This window comes from Vibrio sp. C8 (assembly GCF_054051265.1).
Genome location: NZ_JBPAOE010000015.1, coordinates 1 through 13,855 on the forward strand (window position 1 = coordinate 1; position 13,855 = coordinate 13,855).

12 protein-coding genes and 1 riboswitch are annotated in these 13,855 nt (G+C 42.8%); of the genes, 4 read left to right on the top strand and 8 right to left on the bottom strand.

All coding sequences use genetic code 11. The features are described from left to right. Window positions 1–445 precede the first annotated feature (445 nt). Complete coding sequence (locus tag ACRQQK_RS10105) at window positions 446–907, top strand: RNA recognition motif domain-containing protein (RefSeq protein WP_457511259.1); 462 nt, start codon at window positions 446–448, stop codon at window positions 905–907. Here the strand turns inward: ACRQQK_RS10105 and murI are convergent. Beyond that, entirely contained in the window at window positions 876–1,676 is an 801-nt protein-coding gene (gene murI / locus ACRQQK_RS10110; protein WP_457511298.1) for a glutamate racemase, read from the bottom strand. The genes ACRQQK_RS10105 and murI overlap by 32 nt on opposite strands. A gap of 117 nt (window positions 1,677–1,793) precedes the next feature. Next, window positions 1,794–3,743 (bottom strand): TonB-dependent receptor, encoded by a 1,950-nt coding sequence (locus ACRQQK_RS10115; protein WP_457511260.1) that lies wholly within the window; start codon window positions 3,741–3,743, stop codon window positions 1,794–1,796. Window positions 3,744–3,792: 49 nt separating this feature from the next. After that, window positions 3,793–3,994, bottom strand: a riboswitch (cobalamin riboswitch). Between the two features lie 153 nt (window positions 3,995–4,147). Between ACRQQK_RS10115 and trmA the strand changes: the two genes are divergently transcribed. Beyond that, complete coding sequence (gene trmA / locus ACRQQK_RS10120) at window positions 4,148–5,257, top strand: tRNA (uridine(54)-C5)-methyltransferase TrmA (protein ID WP_457511299.1); 1,110 nt, start codon at window positions 4,148–4,150, stop codon at window positions 5,255–5,257. Between the two features lie 66 nt (window positions 5,258–5,323). On the opposite strand, the gene ACRQQK_RS10125 is transcribed toward trmA, so the two are convergent. Both ACRQQK_RS10125 and fabR read right to left on the bottom strand, forming a co-directional pair. After that, a complete protein-coding gene (locus tag ACRQQK_RS10125) occupies window positions 5,324–5,698 on the bottom strand; it encodes a YijD family membrane protein (protein WP_457511261.1) in 375 nt (124 codons plus the stop codon). Next, entirely contained in the window at window positions 5,698–6,339 is a 642-nt protein-coding gene (gene fabR, locus ACRQQK_RS10130) for an HTH-type transcriptional repressor FabR (protein ID WP_042489723.1), read from the bottom strand. The genes ACRQQK_RS10125 and fabR overlap by 1 nt, the downstream gene beginning before the upstream one ends. A 281-nt stretch (window positions 6,340–6,620) precedes the next feature. Here fabR and sthA point away from each other — a divergent pair, with 281 nt between their 5' ends. Further along, window positions 6,621–8,021 carry a Si-specific NAD(P)(+) transhydrogenase gene (sthA, locus tag ACRQQK_RS10135; protein ID WP_457511262.1) on the top strand — a complete coding sequence of 467 codons (1,401 nt, stop codon included), beginning with the start codon at window positions 6,621–6,623 and terminating at the stop codon, window positions 8,019–8,021. Between the two features lie 257 nt (window positions 8,022–8,278). On the opposite strand, the gene ACRQQK_RS10140 is transcribed toward sthA, so the two are convergent. From ACRQQK_RS10140 to ACRQQK_RS10150, 3 genes are all read right to left on the bottom strand, one after another. Continuing rightward, entirely contained in the window at window positions 8,279–9,097 is an 819-nt protein-coding gene (locus ACRQQK_RS10140; protein WP_457511263.1) for a class I SAM-dependent methyltransferase, read from the bottom strand. Window positions 9,098–9,213: 116 nt separating this feature from the next. Continuing rightward, on the bottom strand, window positions 9,214–9,834 hold the full coding sequence (gene lexA / locus ACRQQK_RS10145) for a transcriptional repressor LexA (protein ID WP_457511264.1): 621 nt from the start codon (window positions 9,832–9,834) through the stop codon (window positions 9,214–9,216). Window positions 9,835–9,911: 77 nt separating this feature from the next. Next, complete coding sequence (locus tag ACRQQK_RS10150) at window positions 9,912–10,247, bottom strand: diacylglycerol kinase (protein WP_180980177.1); 336 nt, start codon at window positions 10,245–10,247, stop codon at window positions 9,912–9,914. Between the two features lie 255 nt (window positions 10,248–10,502). Here ACRQQK_RS10150 and plsB point away from each other — a divergent pair, with 255 nt between their 5' ends. Beyond that, the gene (gene plsB, locus ACRQQK_RS10155; protein WP_457511265.1) at window positions 10,503–12,941 is read left to right on the top strand and encodes a glycerol-3-phosphate 1-O-acyltransferase PlsB; all 2,439 of its coding nucleotides are present in this window, start codon (window positions 10,503–10,505) and stop codon (window positions 12,939–12,941) included. Between the two features lie 49 nt (window positions 12,942–12,990). On the opposite strand, the gene ubiA is transcribed toward plsB, so the two are convergent. After that, window positions 12,991–13,845 carry a 4-hydroxybenzoate octaprenyltransferase gene (gene ubiA / locus ACRQQK_RS10160; RefSeq protein ID WP_457511266.1) on the bottom strand — a complete coding sequence of 285 codons (855 nt, stop codon included), beginning with the start codon at window positions 13,843–13,845 and terminating at the stop codon, window positions 12,991–12,993. Window positions 13,846–13,855: the final 10 nt, after the last annotated feature.

The window sequence follows — 13,855 nt, forward strand, 5'->3', positions numbered from 1 at the left end:
AAGAGAGAAGACTTAACTTTGATTTTCATCAACGAGTGCCCACACAGATTGATAGGTTTAAATTGTTAAAGAGCTTTTCTATCGATTCCAGCCGTTAAAGCCTCATCTCTAGGGGTGCGTATAGTACGCTTTAATTTTTGAGAGTCAATGTTTATTTCAAACTTAACTTTTTCTCTTAATCGATACGTTGTGATATTCGTCTCACTCCGTGTCGGTGTGGCGGCATTATAGGGAGGTACGAGATTAAGACAAGCACTTTTTTCAAATAAATTTTCGTTCGATTAAAAAGCAAGCAAAGCACTGTTTATCGAATAAAATTTCAACATTTGAGGGGGGTCACAGCAATTGGTTGGAAAAAACTCAAGCATGTACGTAAGATTGATGTATCTATTTTGTTAATCATAGATACGCATCTAATTTTTATTCTTACAAGTAGTATTCTTTTATGAACTTAAATAAACCAATGTTTTTAAATATCGCGATTGCGATTATTGGCGGTGCAATAATTTCTCTAATTCCAAGCATTCCTTCAGCTGTAAGTTTTATTGTGGGTGTTGTGGCAGCAACTATTGTATTTAAACTTTTCCTATCAACCCCATCTATTACTAAAGAAGAAGATGATGATTCAGCCTTACCAACCAAGACACTTTATGTAGGCAATTTGCCATACAAAGCAAACGAATCTCATGTACGTGATTTATTTGCCCAGCATGGTGATGTGTTTGCGGTTCGCCTAATGAAAGATAAGCGAACAGGTAAACGTCGAGGATTTGGCTTTGTAGTTATGGCGGCAACACATGCTCAATCTGCGATTGATGCATTAAATGAGCACGATTACATGCAGAGAACGCTTAAAGTTAGAATTGCAAATGACCCTAAACACTCAGAAGAGGATATGGACGAATAGCAGAGAACCCAAGCTGTTCTAATCTTTCATTCAGTGCACTTTCTTCCCAAGGCGGTGCACTAGAATAAATGGTGTGTTTGTTCTCTGAGCAAACACTTCCTTCTATACCAAGTAATGATTTTACTCTTCTCGCAATAGCCTCACCTGAATCCACCAGCAGTACATCCCTTCCTAACACCTGCTGGATCTCATCCCTGATTAGAGGGAAGTGAGTACACCCCAGTACCGCGACATCTATATGGCTGATAAGTGGACTTAAGATATTTTGCAGTTCCTGCAAATCAATCTCTTTGCCTCTCAGTTTTTCTTCAGCCATATCAACAAGGCGTGTCGAACCCAGCAACTCAACATTTTTATCCGCTGAGAAGCTTCGAATAAGATCATGTGTATATTGGCGAGTAACAGTAGCGGGGGTGGCAATTAACCCAACAGCTTTATTCGCTATAGAAGAAGCGGGTTTAATCGCAGGAACAACACCTACCACGGGTATAGACAGTTTTGAACGTAATGTAGGAAGTACTATGGTACTTGCTGTATTACACGCAATGACCACTATGTCGAAACCCTCTTCCTCTACTAGCCCTGTTATTAACCGTTCAACTCTTTGTAATAAGACTTGTTGGTCTAGCTCTCCGTATGGATAGGCCTCGTTATCAAATAAATAGGTATAAGAAAGCTGCGGCAGGCGCATTTCAATTTCTCTATAAACAGATAAGCCACCAACACCAGAGTCGAAAATTAAAACTTTAGGAACAGATTGATTAGACACAATGGGAACCAGATAGAACAACGATAACGCAGCGATCATACTCGCTCTATATCAATTGGCAATGATTGTTAAAACACCAAATAGCGAAAAACCGCCCGAAGGCGGTTTAAGGATTCGTTAGAACTGGTATGCAGCAGTCAGTTTATACTCACGTCCACTACCAGGGTAATAAGAACCATAGCTATTCACACTGGCTGCATACCCTTCATCAAAAACATTATCTACTCGTAATTTAAATGATAACGAGTCTTGTACATAGTTTATCGCCAAGTTACCTAGCCAATAATCATCCAATTTACCAAGAGTATTACTCTTATCGCCGTCTTTATATTTATCACCAACATAAACGCCCTCTAACCACAAGTTCCAGTCAGCCATAAACTCATAATTAACGAACCCGCGCCCTGTATGCTTAGCGACCCACGATAGCTGCTTTCCTTCGTTATCTCCTGTTGTAAACTCAGCATCAACGTAGCTATATTCCGCACCAACTAAAATAGTATCGGTCACATATTTATCAACATACAAGCTACCACCTAGGCGCTCAGATTCATCTGCATTCACATTCGCGCCTGACGTAGACCCTGACCCACTTGGAGCTGGAGCGCTAGGATCATAAACAATTTCATCTTTCAGAGTCAGACGATAAAAATCAACTTTGACTGAATAACCATTAATGACGTAATCCGCTCCGGCTTCCAGAGAAAGTCCTCGCTGAGGTTTTAAACTGTCCACATCATCCGGAGTGTAATTTTGTTCATCGACATCAGCAAAACGGAAGTTGCTTTCACCACGGAAATAGAAACGAACATTCTGGTTAGGTTTAACGTTGATACCTAGCTCCAATGCCGAAGCATCTTCTTTTAATGTTTCACCATCAGAATACGTTGTGGCGTTTTGGATTTGATCTTCAACTCTACTGTAGCGACCACCAGCAATAAGAGTAGTAGTTTCTAGTAGAGGATAATTCAATTGAGAATAGACATTCCGTTGGTTTTGCGTATTGGTTACCGTTCCACCACGTTCTGCAACATAATCGCTATTATTCAACTCAGTACCAAATAGAAAATTACCTTCTCCTGCATCCGTACTAATAGATTTTTCAATAGCCAGTTGAAGTTCCAACAGATCACTTTCTATCGCACTCTTTGATACACCCCAAGAGGATGTCAACAGACTATCAAGCTCCGTGTCCGAATAACTGATATTTCCTTTTACTGACCAATCTGACGCAAATGATTGCTGATAACCGGCACGAAATGCTGAAGTAATTTCATGCCCATAATCAGTATCGGTCAGAGCTTGTTTAGGCTCTTCATTATATTGCTGTTCTGTTAAAGCACCGGCGTATTGTCGATAGTTATCGTAGTAACTCGCTTCCACATAAAATTTCTTATCTTGCTGATTGAAATCGAGACGACCAAGCACATTCCCTGTCTCGCGTGTATTATGATCACGATAATTGTCACTATTATCCTGACTCGCGCTAACAGAAATACTCCAATCATCATTTAATTGATTAGAGACAAAAACACTACCAGCATATGAATCATTATTTCCGACAGAACCACTTACTTCTCCGTGTGACTCAACATCTTTTTTGGTAATGATATTAATAACACCACCTACCGCCTGATCGCCATACAGCACTCCAGCACTGCCTGAGAGAATTTCAATTCTTTCGATTTGGCTAAGTAGAATAGAAGACAGTTGAGGAGCAGATTGATCAGGTTTATTCAGCTTACGTCCATCCACTAAAACCAATGTAGTATGCATGGCTTGAGATCCTGAAAAACCTCGCATTGAAAGGGATGCTCCTGAGTTTGTATCAGAAACTTGGATGCCCGCTCTACCTCTCAGCAGTGATGTCAAAGACGATGCACCACTTCTTTTTATATCGTCCTGATCGATAACAAAAATATTCGCTGGAATGTCAGAGATAGAATTCACATTGTCGCTTTTCGCCGTTACAACAATAGTCTCATCAGCTGTTGCTTCTTGTGCGTATGAAAAAGAGGTATGAGAAAACAGCGACGCCACTGCCACCGCTAGAAGGGATTTATTCATTATATTGTCCTAAATCGCGTTAATCCTACCGAGCATGGGTCCATCCCATTGATTTGCTCAGCTGCTGGCAGGTGTTCGGACTTGAGAGCTGTTAACCTACTAACTCGACTTCCCACAAATTGCAGTGTCATTTGAGTATTCGTTCTCTCTTACCGCTGCGCGTCAGTTCTGGATTTTCACCAGATTCCCTTTTAAGTTTGTTTATTTAGCCATCTAGGCTTCTAAATAACACCAGCTTGCGGTTGATAGTATTGAGCAATCGATAACTTGTCTAGCTTAGATTGGTATAAGCTATAGTTTTTACGATCGATAAAGCTATCAATTTAGTCAGAGTACTGGACATGAGCGGGAGATTGAATAAAATCTGCGCTCTTTATTTGAACGTACCAGAAAAAGGTAAAGCAATGGCGACTCTTGATGTAAACCCAGACAACTACCAAGCGCAACTGGATGAGAAGATCACTCGACTAGGAGAGATGTTTGAATCTTATGGTGTGCCTGAGTTGGAAGTCTTTGAGTCCCCGGCTCAGTTTTACCGTATGCGCGCTGAGTTTCGTATCTGGCATGAAGGTGATGATATGTACTACATCATGTTCAACCAGCAAACTCGCGAAAAATACCGTGTTGATCAATTCCCTGCAGCAAGTCGCCTTATTAATGACTTAATGCCACTGCTGATAGACGCCATGAAAGGCAACGACACTCTGCGCCGTAAACTTTTCCAAGTGGACTTCTTATCCACTCTGAGTGGTGAAGTTCTGGTATCTCTTCTCTATCATCGCCAACTTGATGAAGAGTGGATTACAGCAGCAAAAGCACTCAAACAAACACTACAGAATGAAGGTTTTAATCTGAACGTTATTGGCCGTGCACGCAAAATGAAGATTGTGCTGGATCAAGATTATGTAGTTGAGAAGCTGAGTGTGAACGGTCAACCTTATATCTACCAACAAGTTGAAAACAGCTTTACTCAACCAAACGGTAAAGTTGCAGAAAAAATGCTGGAGTGGGCTGTCGATTGCACTCAAGAAAGCAAAGGCGATTTGCTAGAGCTTTATTGTGGTAACGGGAACTTCTCATTGGCACTGGCTCAGAACTTCGACCGCGTCTTGGCAACTGAGTTGGCCAAACCATCAGTACATTCAGCACAATACAACATTGCTGCAAACAAGATCGACAATGTACAAATCATCCGCATGTCAGCAGAAGAATTTACCGAAGCGATGGAAGGCAAACGTGAGTTCAACCGCCTGAAAGATGCAGGTATTGATTTAAAAAGCTACAACTGCAACACCATCTTTGTCGATCCGCCTCGCTCAGGGATGGATATTGATACCTGTAAGATGGTTCAGGGCTATGAGCGCATTCTCTATATCTCATGTAACCCAGAAACACTAAAAGAAAACTTAGATGTTTTGTGTGAGACACATAAGGTGACTCGCTTTGCATTGTTTGACCAATTCCCTTACACCCACCATATGGAAGCGGGAGTGATGCTGGAGCGAAAAGCGTAATTCACCAGTTTACAAATAGAAAAACGAGCCAATTGGCTCGTTTTTTTGTATTTAGCTGATGTGTACTTATTCAGAATGGCCAATAAATCCTAGCTTCTTTCCAACCCATAACAAGAGTACTAAAGCTACGATTATCGAAAAGAAGTTAGACCCCGCTTCTGGATACTGAGCCTTAACAAATGCCGAGTGACCAAAAGCACCGACAAAGAAGCACGCCAAACCTACTAATGGAATGTCTTCCGCAACAGGATTACGTAAGTACTCCTGATACAGCGCCTGCACAGACAGCACCAAAGCGATAACAGGGAAAATAGAAAAAGAGACTTCACTGATGGTCATCCAAGACAGTAAAGCATCACCACACATACCCGCGATTAAGGCAAGTATCAGTGTTTTACGTTCTGAACCATGATTGATTGAGCCGCTACTTTCATTTGACATTAATTCATCCCGCCTTTTAGTCGATTTCGTTCACGTTCTTTGCGATACCAGAAAGCCCCTTTGGCTATCATTCGCAGTTGCATGATCAGACGTTCTGCGAGTTCATCGCGATCACGTCGATCTAAGTCTAATGCTTCTGCACCAGAGCTAAATACTAATGTGACTGAAGCACCCGCTTGAGTGATGGCTTCTTCACGATTCATACCTGTCGCTATCAGATATTCAGAAAGTTCGGCAGAAAAATGCTGAATCTCACGCGCTACTGCCGCACGAAACTCAAACGAAGTGCCAGAGCGTTCCCGCAATAATAGACGAAACACGTTTGGGCTACTTTCGATGAACTCCATAAACGTTTCTACGGATGTGCGAATCACACTTCCTTCTTTAACAATACGCTGGCGTGCTTGACGCATGAGCTGGCGCAGTAACAATCCGCCTTCATCAACCATGGTCAAACCCAATTCATCCATATCTTTAAAGTGGCGATAGAAAGAGGTTGGGGCTATCCCCGCTTCTCGTGCGACTTCACGTAAGCTTAAGTTCGAAAAACTACGATCAGCACTTAATTGGCTAAATGCCGCATCAATCAGCGAACGACGCGTTTTTTCTTTCTGTTGTGCGCGAATTCCCGTGGATTTCATTTTAAGCCAAGCCCTGCCAAGTCAGTCACTAAAGTCGCCTACTATAGCGCGATTAACCAACATGTCTAAGAGGCAAAACAGACCATTTTGAAGCATCAGACAATTTCCTAACATAACCGTTGCATTTTTCATCAACTGCCCGACTTAAGCGTTAAATCAGCGATATTTGTTTTAATCTCGTGATCCTCTCCACTCTATAAGGGGTTTAAGTTTCACGCTTAGCACATATCAGTTAAAATCTCGCTATCGCAATGTTAACCAAATTATAACAAGGATCATCTATGGCACTGAATAACCACTTTGACGTCATCGTAATAGGTAGTGGACCTGGCGGTGAAGGTGCAGCAATGGGGTTAACCAAAGCGGGGATGAATGTCGCCATTATTGAAAAAGAAAGCAGCGTAGGCGGTGGTTGTACACACTGGGGAACTATCCCTTCCAAGGCATTGCGTCATGCGGTTAGCCGTATCATCGAATTTAATAGCAACCCTTTGTTCTGCAACAACAACTCCAGTCTTCACTCAACTTTTTCTACTATCCTTGGTCATGCTAAAAACGTTATTGATAAGCAAACGCGTCTACGCCAAGGCTTTTACGATCGTAATCAGTGCAGTTTAATCTTTGGCAAAGCACGTTTTATCGATGCCAATACTGTTGCAGTGACAAAAAGCGATCACACGGTTGAAAATTACACCGCAGATAAATTTGTTATTGCTACTGGCTCACGCCCTTATCGCCCAGACGATGTGGATTTTAGTCACCCACGCGTTTATGACAGTGACTCTATCTTGAACCTTGAACACGACCCACAACACATCATCATTTATGGCGCGGGTGTCATCGGCTGTGAGTATGCTTCTATCTTCCGTGGTTTAGGGGTTAAAACAGACTTAATTAACACACGCGACCGCTTGCTTTCGTTCTTAGACAACGAAACATCAGATGCATTGTCTTACCACTTCTGGAACAGTGGCGTGGTTATTCGTAACGACGAGACATACAGCAAAATCGAAGGCACTGAGGATGGTATTATCGTTCACCTGAACTCAGGTAAAAAGATGAAAGCTGACTGTATGCTTTACGCAAACGGCCGTACGGGTAATACAGACAAGCTGAATCTTGAAGTAGTTGGACTGAAAGCAGATTCTCGTGGTCAGCTAAGTGTTAACAGCAACTACCAGACAGAAGTAAGCCATATTTACGCTGTGGGTGATGTAATTGGTTATCCAAGTCTTGCAAGTGCCGCCTATGACCAAGGTCGTTTCACTGCTCAAGCGATTTCTCAAGGACAAGCCACAAACAAACTGATTGAAGATATCCCAACAGGCATTTACACCATTCCAGAAATCAGTTCAGTTGGTAAAACAGAGCAAGAATTAACAGCCGCGAAAGTGCCTTATGAAGTGGGTCGTTCTTCATTCAAGCACTTGGCACGAGCACAGATCTCAGGCAAAGATGTTGGCAGTTTGAAGATTCTCTTCCACCGTGAAACGAAAGAGATTTTAGGTATTCACTGCTTTGGTGAGCGTGCTGCGGAAATCATCCATATCGGTCAGGCCATCATGGAACAAAAAGGGGAAGCAAATACCATCGAGTATTTCGTCAATACCACTTTTAACTACCCGACAATGGCTGAAGCATATCGCGTAGCTGCATTGAATGGCTTAAATCGCCTGTTTTAGCTTTCATAATTGAGCGGAAAAATCAGTTAAATAAAAAATCGCAGCTCTATGGGCTGCGATTTTTTATTTGGATCAGAAAATAACAGTGTTAAACAAAGAAGATGCCCCGTTTCCACTGCCCTACCAAAACCATAGCCAGACTTAGTCCACGAATTATCATAAAACTGAGCATGGCCAACCATAAAGAATGCCACGACTTTGCTCCTTGCATTAGAGAACAAAATGTAACTAAGTTAAGGACTATCGACTACGGCCGCCTACCAACGCACTTGTACAACAACCGGAGTAAATCGTTGTTTTAACCCAGCAAATTTACTCAACACTCGTTGCCAAAACTTCCAACGCCCACAATTGCTATCGAGAGGGGACGCAATTTTCACTTGTCGCGCCCAAGGTAAACAGTTCATTACCGCCTGTTTTGGTGTGGCAAAACCATGAGCATAAGTGCCTGAACCCATTTTCTGTCCCAAATGGGTACATGTTTTATCTCCTGCCAGCACAAGACAAGCGCTCGCATTAGCAAAACTGAGCCCTAGAGATCGAATAAATCTCGACGCTTGTATCGAATCACAATCAAGTAGCGCATGTTCACATAGAATTAAAACTGGTGCGTACTCTGGGATTGGTAAACGCTCTAACCAATCAATTTCCCCGACACTGCCACACTGATGTAAATAACGTTCACTGCGGTGAAACAGTTTTTGTCGCCACACCAGATTCTCAGTCACATCCAACTCAATCCAATGACAGCGTCCGTTATCAATTCGGTAGAAACGTGTATCCAGACCGGCACCGACGTTAATAATCCATCCATCAGGATGTGCTTCTAAAAATTGATTTACTTGCTTGTCACACAGTTGGGTGAGAGTGACATGAAGAAGTTGCTTCTGATCGATATCGCCACTGATGCAATCCGGCGCTAAATGACAACGTTGGCAGGCGGTGGCTGCAATAGGATCATAAACAAGGCCGTTATCGACCAAACTTTCACGACTACGTAGCCAAAGAGGTTGAACCAAACTGGTAGGGATTTGATAGCGTTGTGAGTTTTGCTTGTGGGGGGAGCGCATCATCATCTTCCTTGTATCGCGACAAAGAAGATGATAATGAATATCAATTAGATTTGCAAACCTTTAAATTTCGGGTACATCGCGCAGATGTGAAACCTAAAAATAACGCCAGAAAGGTATGATTACATCCAGTCAGTATTGCGAATAATACCAACCGCAATACCTTCGATAGATAGATTCTGACAGGTTAAATCGACTTCAATTGGAGAAAACTCTTCATTCTCAGCATGAAGTAGTACTTTTGAGCCGTGACGCTCCAAACGTTTAACCGTCACATCATCTTCAACTCGAGCCACAACAACTTGTCCGTTACGCACGTCTTGAGTTTTATGCACAGCAAGTAAGTCGCCATCCAAAATACCGATGTCCTTCATGCTCTCACCGTGAACGCGTAATAGAAAATCAGCGTGTGGACGGAACATGTTTGGATCCACTTGGTAATGGGATTCTACGTGTTCTTGAGCCAAAATAGGCTCACCAGCCGCAACGCGACCAATCAGCGGTAAACCTTGATCTTCTTCGTTCGCCGCTTCCAGTAGAATACGGATACCACGAGAAGCTCCCGGCACGATTTCAATTGCTTGTTTACGAGCAAGAGCTTTTAAATGTTCTTCTGCTGCATTTGCAGAACGAAAACCCAGTTCACGTGCGATTTCAGCACGAGTCGGTGGCATTCCTGTTTCATCTATTTTGCTTTTGATTAGATCAAAAACTTGTTGCTGGCGTGGCGTTAACGGCTTCATAGTTCACCTGTTTTTTTATACAGTTGACTGTGAGTATATCCAGTAATTAATTAAATGCAAAGCCAATCGATTATTTTTTAGATAAATAGGGCTTCCAGCCAAATGTAACCTGCAATAATCATCGCAATAAATACCGCTGCGGAGCCCATATCTTTGGCTCGTCCTGATAGTTCATGGTGCTCCTGACCAACACGATCGACGACCGCTTCCAATGCGCTATTCAATAGTTCAACCAACACTATCAGTAGCACGCTCGATATCATCAGAATACGCTCGACTTGCGACACATCTAACCAAATGGCGAAAGGAATAGCGACAGCCGCTAGCAATACTTCTTCACGAAATGCCGCTTCATGTTTGAATGCCGCACAAATACCTTTGTACGAATAACCTGTTGCTTTAAAAAGGCGCATTAGCCCTTGGGGGTTCTTTTTATACACACTACTATTCCATGTATTAGCAAAATCAATCTGAGAAAAAATTCAGAATATCCGCGCAAAAAGCAAACATCACTGAATAAAATTAAAAGGTTTGACCAGTTTCTGGTATTCTTGCAGCTCGAAAAATATAGACCTACTTAGGTGCATCTCCATTTTCCTTCTCCTATGGTTTAGGAACACGGAAATACTCTTGAGTTTTTGTACTGATTTTTGAGGCTTTGAACTCTTATGTCTTCTGGACAATCACTATCACGTTCGCTTTTAAAGTTACCGACAACGCTACTCGTCAAAGGGACAGTAATTCCGTCAAATCCGATTGAAGATATCGGCATCGATATTAACAAGCCAATCATTTACGTACTACCTTTCCGTTCAAACATTGATTTGCTGACACTGCAAACTCACGCGAAAGAAGCAGGCTTGCCGGATCCACTGACTCCACTAGACATTCAGGGCAAGACTTTAAAGCGTTACGTGTTTATCTCTTCTCGTCCTACGTTACTACAGAATGATAACCATGTACCAAGCGACTCCATCGCAACTTTCACTGAGCTTCTAGCTCTGCATCACAATGATTTAGAACTTGATGTACAAGTGATTCCGGCTTCGGTTCTGTGGGGAAGAAAACCCGGTAAAGAAGGCAGTGACAAGCCATATCTGCAACCCATGAATGGCTTACAGAAAGCGCAAGCGGTTATTCTCGCTGGACGAGACTGTTTGGTGCGATTTAGCCCAGTGGTATCACTGCGCCATATGGCAAATTCGCACGGAACTGATGAAGCCATTGCACATAAACTCGCTCGCGTGGCACGTATTCACTTCTCTCGTCAGAAACTGGCGGCTTCTGGTCCTAATCTTCCTCAACGAGAAGTACTATTCCGCCGATTGATGCAGTCTCCTGCGATTGATAAAGCCATTCGGGACGAAGCCCAAGCTAAAAACATTTCGATTGAGAAAGCTCGCAAAGCAGCCCATGACATCATGGATGAGATTGCTGCGGACTTCTCATACTCCTTGGTGAAAAAAGGCAGTCGTGTTTTACGCTGGCTTTGGAATCGTTTATACCAAGGCTTAAACATCAACAACGCTTCAACCGTACGTCGCCTAGCACAAGACGGGCATGAGATCGTTTATGTTCCTTGTCACCGCAGTCACATGGACTACTTACTTCTGTCTTACGTTTTGTACAACGAAGGCTTAGTACCACCCCATATTGCCGCCGGTATTAACCTGAATTTCTTCCCAGCCGGCCCTATATTCCGCCGTGGTGGAGCATTCTTCTTGCGTCGCAGTTTTAAAGGCAACAAGCTGTATTCCACCATTTTTCGTGAATACCTAGCTGAGTTGTTTTCTAAAGGTTACTCGGTTGAATATTTCAGTGAAGGTGGCCGTTCACGTACGGGGCGTCTACTGACTGCGAAAACAGGCATGTTGGCGATGACCATTCAAGCCATGCTTCGCGGATTAAATCGTCCCGTAACACTTGTGCCTGTCTATATTGGCTACGAGCATGTAATGGAAGTTAGCACTTACGCCAAAGAACTGCGTGGAAAGCAAAAAGAGAAAGAGAACGCAGGCTTAGTGATACGTACTATTCGTAAACTGCGTAACTTCGGTAAAGGTTATGTGAACTTTGGTGAGCCAATTCCACTGAATCAATTTTTGAATGAGCAAGTACCGACTTGGACTCAAGATATCGATCCTATCGGAGCAACGAAACCACAATGGATGAACCCTGTGGTGAACAAGCTTGCAACTAAGATGATGACGCACATTAACGACGCAGCAGCAACTAACGCGCTAACGTTGTGTGCAACGGCACTGCTTGCTTCTCGTCAACGTGCATTATCAAGAGATACTCTAATCAATCAAATTGATTGCTACTTGAACATTCTGCGCAATGTTCCTTATTCCAACACGTCTACGATTCCTGATGACAATGCGGAAAGCTTGGTAAATCACGCCGAATCGCTCGACAAGTTTGTGATTGAGTCCGATACCATGGGCGACATTATTTCATTAGACCGTAACCAGTCGATTCTGATGACTTACTATCGCAACAATATCATCCACTTACTTGCACTGCCGTCTTTGATTGCTCAAATGCTGATTCGTCAGCAGAAACTCAGCGTTGAGAAAATTCAGGAAAACGTTGCACTTATCTACCCGTTCTTAAAACAAGAGCTTTTCCTAAGTCTTGATAGTGAGCTGTTATCTGAGAAAGTGACACACTACTTGGATGAGTTAGAGCGCCAAGATTTAATCTCAATTTATGATGGTATGGTTACGATCAACCAAGCGAAAACTCAAGTGTTGATGCTACTAGGTCGCACAATTTCAGAAACACTGCAACGTTATGCAATTGCTCTGAACTTGCTGGTAGAGAACCCAGAACTTGGTAAGTCAGATTTAGAAGTGAAGAGCCAAGAAATTGCTCAACGTCTCGGTCGTCTGCACGGCATTAACGCACCAGAGTTCTTCGACAAAGGTGTGTTCTCAGCACTATTTGTAACGTTGAAATCGGAAGGCTACTTAGACAATGATGGTGAATGTAACGTTGAGCAGACAAAACGTCTGGCTAAAAAGTTATACGGCATGCTTTATCCAGAAGTAAGGCTGACCATTCAAGAAAGTATTTATCAATACGACCAACATCTTGTGAAATAAAAATAGCGAAGACAAAAAAGGCATCCACTGGATGCCTTTTGTTTTTAAATCAGAAGTATGAAATCAGCAATCCAGCCGCAACAATCATGCCCACATAGTTATTGTTTAAGAATGCCTGAAAACAAGGCTGTCTTTCTCGGTGGCGAATCAAATGCTGTTGATAAACGAACAACCCACCAGCCACAAGCAATCCCCAATAATAGCTCGCACCCAGCTGATAATAATTGCCCAACATAATCAACATCGCAATCGTCATAAGCTGTAAGCCACCGATGATCATTTTGTCATAGCGGCCAAAGAGAATAGCGGTCGACTTTATGCCAATGACCAAATCATCATCTCTATCGACCATGGCATATTGGGTGTCGTAAGCAACGGTCCACACCACATTAATCGCAAAAACAAACCAGACAATTAACGGCAGTTCATTAGCTTGTGCAGCCCATGCCATCGGGATAGACCAACTGAAGGCTAAACCGAGAAACAGTTGAGGCAAGTGAGTAAACCGCTTCATAAAGGGATAGATGAAGGCAAGCACTAAACCCGCGAAGGAAAGCTGAACTGTCAGTGGGTTCATGGTCAATACCAACAGAAACGACGCAATAGATAACGCGAGGAACAAAATCACCGCCTCTTTTGCTGACACTTTTCCTGATGGTAAAGGACGCTGCGAAGTGCGCTTTACATGTCCATCGACTTTTCGATCGGCGAAATCATTGATCACACATCCAGCCGAACGCATCATAAAGACACCTAAGACGAAAACGATAAGAACCTTGATATCCGGAAAACCTTGAGCCGATAAAATAAGTGCCCAGATGGTAGGCCACAGAAGCAGTAATGAACCAATAGGACGATCCATTCGCATTAGCTGCCAATATGCCTTTGCCTTTACAGCGCTCATTTATACTTGC

Excerpts from the sequence above, each read along its gene's own strand:
- ACRQQK_RS10105 (WP_457511259.1), top strand. The coding sequence starts at position 446 with ATGAACTTAAATAAACCAATGTTTTTAAATATCGCGATTGCGATTATT.
- ACRQQK_RS10115 (WP_457511260.1), bottom strand. The coding sequence starts at position 3,743 with ATGAATAAATCCCTTCTAGCGGTGGCAGTGGCGTCGCTGTTTTCTCAT.
- trmA (WP_457511299.1), top strand. The coding sequence starts at position 4,148 with ATGGCGACTCTTGATGTAAACCCAGACAACTACCAAGCGCAACTGGAT.
- ACRQQK_RS10125 (WP_457511261.1), bottom strand. The coding sequence starts at position 5,698 with ATGTCAAATGAAAGTAGCGGCTCAATCAATCATGGTTCAGAACGTAAA.
- fabR (WP_042489723.1), bottom strand. The coding sequence starts at position 6,339 with ATGAAATCCACGGGAATTCGCGCACAACAGAAAGAAAAAACGCGTCGT.
- sthA (WP_457511262.1), top strand. The coding sequence starts at position 6,621 with ATGGCACTGAATAACCACTTTGACGTCATCGTAATAGGTAGTGGACCT.
- ACRQQK_RS10140 (WP_457511263.1), bottom strand. The coding sequence starts at position 9,097 with ATGATGATGCGCTCCCCCCACAAGCAAAACTCACAACGCTATCAAATC.
- lexA (WP_457511264.1), bottom strand. The coding sequence starts at position 9,834 with ATGAAGCCGTTAACGCCACGCCAGCAACAAGTTTTTGATCTAATCAAA.
- ACRQQK_RS10150 (WP_180980177.1), bottom strand. The coding sequence starts at position 10,247 with ATGCGCCTTTTTAAAGCAACAGGTTATTCGTACAAAGGTATTTGTGCG.
- plsB (WP_457511265.1), top strand. The coding sequence starts at position 10,503 with ATGTCTTCTGGACAATCACTATCACGTTCGCTTTTAAAGTTACCGACA.
- ubiA (WP_457511266.1), bottom strand. The coding sequence starts at position 13,845 with ATGAGCGCTGTAAAGGCAAAGGCATATTGGCAGCTAATGCGAATGGAT.